The organism is Nonomuraea cypriaca (assembly GCF_015645445.1).
GTDB lineage: Bacteria > Actinomycetota > Actinomycetes > Streptosporangiales > Streptosporangiaceae > Nonomuraea > Nonomuraea cypriaca.
The window spans coordinates 1-6349 of the sequence record NZ_JADOGI010000383.1 but is presented as its reverse complement, the minus strand read 5'-3'; the positions used below and the strand labels follow the sequence as shown (position 1 = coordinate 6349).

The following is a 6349-nucleotide window of genomic DNA, read 5'->3' as shown; positions in this document are numbered from 1 at the left end:
GCCCTCCTTCTTGCCGCACTGAGCCCTCCGAGGGAGCGATACCGTCTTATCGGTGCAGCTCCCCAGTTACCCGCCGGTATGCGTACAAATACCTGACGATCTGTAAGAGGATCAGTGACCATGTATCAACCCGCTTTGGCCTCTCCTCCTGGCGAAGGGGAGATAACCATGCGAACACCGGCAGAACGCCTGTACGCGATTGACGGGCTCCGCCTCCTGGCAGCCCTGTGCGTTGTGCTGTTCCATTACACCTTCTCGGGCTGGGCCGGCGGGAACAGCCCCGTCACCTTCGCCGCCGAGAGCGCGTGGTCCAAGTACGGGTACTTAGGCGTGGACCTGTTCTTCCTGATCAGCGGGTTCGTGGTGCTGATGAGCGCGTGGGGCAGGAAACCTCGCGCGTTCGTGGTGTCCAGGGTGGTGCGGCTCTATCCCGCGTACTGGGTGGGCATCGTGATCACCGCGCTGGTCACCGTGACGCTGGGACAGTCGCTGTTCCAGGTGTCGCTGCCGCAGGTGCTGGCGAATCTGACGATGTTCCAGGCGGTCCCCAATATCGAGAACGTGGACGTCGTCTACTGGACGCTCTGGGCGGAGATGCGGTTCTACGTGCTCATCCTGGCGTTCACCTTGATCGGGATGACCCGTGCCCGGGTCATGGTGGGCATGTGGGCCTGGCTGGGCCTGACGGTGCTGGTCGAGGCCGGGGTGCTGCCGGGTGTGGCGGACCTGGTCGTGCAGTCGGAGTTCTCCCACTACTTCATCGCCGGGATGGCTCTGTTCATGCTGTACAAGTTCGGGTTGAACGTGCAGATCGCCCTGCTGGTGCCGATCTGCCTGGGCAACGCCGTCTACCGGGCGATCGGATACGCCAACGCCGTGGGGGAGCGCTACGAGGTGACGTACTCGCCCGTGGTCATCACCGCCGTGGTCGTCATCATCTTCCTGGTCATGACGCTCGTGGCGCTGCGCCTCACCAACCGGCTGGCCAAGCCGTGGCTGGTGACGGCCGGCGCGCTGACGTACCCGCTCTACCTGCTGCACGCCCACGTCGGCTTCATCGTGCTCGACCGGTTGGGGGCGGCCGTCAACAAGTACGTGCTGCTCACCGGGCTCATCGTGGTCATGCTCGCGGCGGCGTACCTGGTGCACAGGTTGGTGGAGCAGCCGCTCGCGCCCCGGCTCAAGCGCCTGTTGTCCAAGCGGGAGCCCGCTCCCGGACCGGGCGTTCTCATCTAAGAGCTGCCCCGTAATGGGGGCAGTCCGGGGTTACGGACATGCCCCTCCGGCGTGGTCCCTGCACCGCGGACGCGGGTCGGAGCTCATCCGGGGTTGACATGCCGGCGCCTACTTCGACGGCCTGGCGCTGGTGGAGCCCGGGGTCGTGCACTTCCCCGAGTGGCGCCCTGACGAGCGCAACCCCGGGCCCCTCACCTCCTCCGGGAGGAGCTCCTGCTCGGCGGCGTGGCCCGCAAGCCGTAGCGTCCTGCTCGGCGGCGTGGCCGCAAGCCGTAGCGGCGGCGCGCGGGCGCTAGGCTGTGGGTTGTGCCGCGCCTTCTGATCTGCTCTCCGCCCCCCGCCCGGTAGCGGGCGGCGTTTCCTGAGATTTTCCGGGTCTGACGGATCCGGGGGTGGTCGCTGCCCGCATACGGGCCCATTCCGACCACTCCATCCGGAGAGCACCTGTCATGACCCATGTCTCCGCCCAGCGGGGCGCCGTCTACGTGTCCGTGGCCGCGACCGCCTGGGGCACCGGCGGCGCCGCCGGCTCCCTCCTGTTCGACACCGGCGGGCTCGGCCCGGTCGGCGTCTCCCTGTGGCGCTACCTCCTCGGCGCCGCCTTCCTCTGCGCGGCGTTCTTCTTGGCGTCCTTCCGCGGGACGCTCGTCCGCCGTCCTGCGCGGGTCAGCTGGCACGTGCTGCCGGTCGGCGCCGGCATGGCCGTCTACCAGGCCGCGTACTTCGCCGCGATCGAGCACTCAGGCGTGGCCGTCGCGACGGTGGTGACGATGGGCGCCACGCCGGTCTTCACCGCGCTGGGCAGCCGTTTCCTGCTGCGCGAGCGACTCGGCGGGGTCGCGCTCACCGCGCTGGCCGCCGCTCTGGCCGGGCTGGTCCTGCTCACGGCCGAGAGCGCGCTGCGGGCGCACACGTCCTCTCTCGCCGGCGTCGGCTACGCCCTGGCCTCGGCCGCCGGGTACGCCGGGGTGACACTTTTCTCCCGGCGGCACAGGGACGGCGACTCGCAGGCCATGGCCGTCGGCGGGTTCGTCGTCGGCGCCGTCTGCCTGACGCCGTTCGCGCTGGCCGAAGGGGTCGTTCCGGAGGTCAGCGCGGTGTCCGTGGGGTTGCTGGTCTATCTGGGCGCGGTGCCGACCGCGCTCGCGTACGGGCTGTTCTTCCGTGCGCTGACGGCCCTGCGGGCCACCACCGTCTCGATCATCTCGCTCGGTGAGGCCGTGGGCGCGGCGCTGCTCGGCGTCGTGTTCTTCGGCGAACGGCTGACGACACTCGCCTGGTGCGGGTGCGCGCTGCTGCTGGCCGCGGTCGCCGTACTCGCCGTACGGGCGGAGACGGGCTGACCGGCGCGGGAGCGGAGTGACCCTCGGGAGCGGCCGGATGAGTTAAGGTCCGGTACGGCGACGCTTGCCGTATCGTCGCTCCGCTCCCCAACCCGGCGGGGGAACGGTGTCGGCGAAGAGCGCGTTGGAGGAACTGTGGCCTCAATAAAGGGAATGTTCAGGAACCTCCTGGATCGGCCGGGCGGGGTTCCCCTGAGCCCCTATCTCAAGATCGTCAAGGCGGCCGAGGAGCGAGCCGCCAGGATCGGCGCGCTCGACGAGTTGCCCGTGCCGGCGATGGACGATCTGGCCGAGTTCTGCGCCGTCGCGCGCGAGGCCGCCGACCGGGCGCTCGGGCTGCGGCCGTACGACGTGCAGTTGCTCGGCACCCTGGCGCTGCTCGACGGGAAGGTCGCGGAGATGGCCACCGGCGAGGGCAAGACGCTCTCCGGGGCCATGGCCGCGGCCGGTTACGCGTTGCAGGGCAAGCATGTCCACGTGATCTCGGTCAACGACTACCTGGCCAGGCGCGACGCCGGGTGGATGGGGCCGTTCTACGAGGCGCTCGGCGTCAGCGTGGGCTGGATCGGCCAGAATTCCACGCCGGAGGAGCGGCGGGAGGCGTACACGAAGAACGTCACGTACGGTCCCGTCAGCGAGATCGGGTTCGACGTGCTGCGCGACCGGATGCGCACCGACGCGGGCGAGATCATCGTGCCCGCGCCCGAGGTGGCCCTGATCGACGAGGCCGACTCCGTGCTCGTGGACGAGGCCCGCGTGCCGCTCGTGATGGCCGGCGCGGCCGACCCAGGTAGCGCGGTGCCGGAGATGGCGGCGCTGGTCAGGCAGCTCGTCCGCGGCTACCACTACGAGATCGACGAGCAGGCGCGCAACGTCTACCTCACCCCCAAGGGCGCCGACAGCGTGGAAAACCTCCTCGGCGTCGAGCTCTACGACGAGCACGAGCCCGGCACGCTCATCGAGCTCAACCTCGCCCTGCACGCGCACGCGCTGCTCGCCCGCGACGTCGACTACATCGTGCGGGACGGCAAGGTCCAGCTGATCAACCCCTCGCGCGGCCGGGTGGCGCTGCTGCAACGCTGGCCCAACGGCCTGCAGGCGGCCGTCGAGGCCAAGGAGACCCTGCCGCCGAGCGAGAAGGGCGAGATCCTCGACTCGATCACCGTTCAGGGCCTGATCCGCCGTTACCCGCAGATCTGCGGCATGACCGGCACGGCCGTGGCCGTCAGTGAGCAGCTCGGCGAGTTCTACGGCCTGAAGGTCGCGGTGATCCCGCCCAACAAGCCGTGCGTCAGGAAGGACGAGCCGGACCGCATCTACCCGGCCGTCCCCGACAAGGACGCGGCGCTCGTCGAGGAGATCCAGGAGGCCCACGCCACCGGCCGGCCCATCCTCATCGGCACACTCGACGTGGCCGAGTCGGAAAACCTGGCCAAGCTCCTCCAGCGGCGTGGCATGGAGCCGGTCGTGCTCAACGCCAAGAACGACGCGGAAGAGGCCGCCATCATCGCCAAGGCCGGCGAGCGCGCCGCGATCACCGTCTCCACGCAGATGGCCGGGCGCGGCACCGACATCCGCCTCGGCGAGGGCGTCGCCGAACTCGGCGGCCTCTACGTGATCGGCTCAGGACGCCACGCGAGCAGCCGCCTCGACGACCAGCTCCGGGGTCGCGCCGGCCGCCAGGGCGACCCCGGAGCCTCGGTCTTCTTCGTCAGCATGCAGGACGACCTGATCACCCAGTTCGTCGCCGACGAGCGACCGCCCGCCGCCGACGCGGACGGGCTCGTACGCCACCGGCGCGGCGCGTACCTCGTCGGCCACGCCCAGCGCGTCGCCGAGGGCGTCAACCTGGAGATCCACCGCAACACGTGGCGCTACACCCGCCTCCTGGAGCATCAGCGCGAGCTGATCCTGGAGTGGCGCGACAAGGTCCTGCACGGCGACGCCGCCGCCAAGGCCCTGTCCGCGGCCGACCCGGAGCGCTGGGCCGGCATGCCGGAGGACACCAGGGAAGAGGCGGCCCGCCAGATCGTCCTGCACGCCATCGACCACTGCTGGACCGAGCACCTGGCGTTCCTGACCGACCTGCGCGAGGGCATCCACCTGCGGGCGCTGGGCCGGATGAGCCCGATCGACGAGTTCCACCGTGAGGCCGTGGCCGAGTACAAATCGCTGCTCGCCGAGGTGGAGCGGCGGTCGCTGGAGTCGTTCGAGGCACCGGAGCCTGATCTGGCGCGGCCCTCGGCGACGTGGACGTACCTGGTGCAGGACAACCCGTTCGGCACGGAATGGGACCGCATCCTCAAGCGGGTCACCGCGGCTACCCGGCGCGGCTGAGGTCTTCCGCGGTGCCTGATTTCGATTTCGGGCGGTACCTGACAGAGGATGGCAGGTACCGCTGAAATCCTCTCTCCATGACGACTTCTTCTACGACTTCTTCTACGACGACCAAGGCCAAGCTGCTGGCCGTCACCATCGACTGCGCGGACCCCAGGAAGCTGGCCGCGTTCTATCACGAGGTCACCGGCTGGGACATCCAGTACTCGGAGGAGGAGTACGCGGCGGTGGGCGACGGGACCAGGAGCATCTACTTCGGGCGCGTACCCGATCGCGAGCCGGCGGCGTGGCCGGGCCCCGACAAGCAGTTCCACCTGGACTTCCGGGTGCCGGACGTGGAGCGGGCCGCCGCCGAGTACGTCGCGCTGGGGGCGACCAGGCCCGAGTTCCAGCCGGGCGTCACGGAGGAGGGGACCCGCTGGATCGTCCTGCAGGACCCGGAGGGGCACCTGTTCTGCGTCTGCCCCGACCCCTCCTGACGGCCACCTGACTCGGGGGCCGCCCTGCGGTGATGGCGATGATTCGCGACGTGCGTTCGCGCTGGTGGGAGCCGCCTTCTGGTGACTGATCAGCCTAAAGGAGGATTCCAGCGCTTCGCTTCCCTCGTAAGCTAGAGCAATGCTCTTGAAAGGTTCCATGCCCCTGCGCGGGCGGCCATGACCTGGGCCGGTCTGATCATCGCCCTGGTGGGAGCGCTCGGATACGCGGTCGGCGCGGCCCTGCAGCAGTACGAAGCGGTGGCTGAGGGCGCCTCGTTCAGGTTGGTGAGACGCCGTCGCTGGTGGATAGGCGGGATCATCGGCTTCACCGGCGCGTGCCTGCACGCCGTGGCGTTGAGCCTGGCTCCGCTGGTGGCCGTCCAGCCGATCAGCGTCGCCACGCTGGTGTTCGCCGTGCCGCTGGCCGCGTTCATGTACGGGCGCAGGCCGTACCGCGCGGAGATCCTCGGCTCGATCGCGGTGGCCGTGGGCCTGCTCTGGCTCATGCTGCTGGTGCCGGAGCACAACGTGACACCCAGGCTGAGCAGTGGCGCGGCGCTCGGATTCATCGCCGTGATCGGCCTGATCGTCCTGGTCACCCAGTTGATCGCGACCCGCGTCCACGGCCCGAACAAGGCCCTGCTGCTCTCGGTGGGCGCCGGGGTGGTCACCGCGAGCGTCTCCACGTTCGTCCGGGTGGTCGGGGGTGGCATGCAGGGTGACTGGGGGCGGCTCCTGCACTGGTTCACGCTGGCCGTGCCGGTGCTGCTGGTCTGCGCGGTGGTGCTGCTGCAACGCTCGTACGCGGTGGGCTACTTCGGGATCGCATACGCGGGCGTACAAGTCATCGACCCGATCACCTCGGTCCTCGCGGGCGCCCTCCTCCTCGGCGAGCCCCTCCCCACCAGCCCCTCCACCGCGATCCCGGCCCTGCTTGCCAGCGCCCTCACCATC

General features: G+C 69.6%; 5 protein-coding genes and 1 pseudogene. All 6 read left to right on the top strand.

Going from position 1 to position 6349, the window contains the following annotated elements; translation table 11 throughout:
• Nucleotides 1-168: 168 nt before the first annotated feature.
• Entirely contained in the window at nt 169-1236 is a 1068-nt protein-coding gene (locus tag ITP53_RS53185; RefSeq protein WP_195903105.1) for an acyltransferase family protein, read from the top strand.
• A gap of 118 nt (nt 1237-1354) precedes the next feature.
• Nucleotides 1355-1558: pseudogene (locus ITP53_RS61625) on the top strand (hypothetical protein); the annotation flags it as partial.
• Nucleotides 1559-1685: 127 nt separating this feature from the next.
• The gene (locus ITP53_RS53175; protein WP_195903104.1) at nt 1686-2579 is read left to right on the top strand and encodes a DMT family transporter; all 894 of its coding nucleotides are present in this window, start codon (nt 1686-1688) and stop codon (nt 2577-2579) included.
• A 153-nt stretch (nt 2580-2732) separates the two neighbouring features.
• On the top strand, nt 2733-4916 hold the full coding sequence (gene secA2 / locus ITP53_RS53170) for an accessory Sec system translocase SecA2 (RefSeq protein ID WP_195903103.1): 2184 nt from the start codon (nt 2733-2735) through the stop codon (nt 4914-4916).
• 77 nt (nt 4917-4993) lie between these two features.
• Nucleotides 4994-5395, top strand: coding sequence for a VOC family protein (locus ITP53_RS53165; protein WP_195903102.1), 402 nt, complete (start codon nt 4994-4996; stop codon nt 5393-5395).
• A gap of 177 nt (nt 5396-5572) precedes the next feature.
• A partial coding sequence (locus tag ITP53_RS53160) for a DMT family transporter (protein WP_195903101.1) occupies nt 5573-6349 on the top strand: 777 nt, incomplete at its 3' end.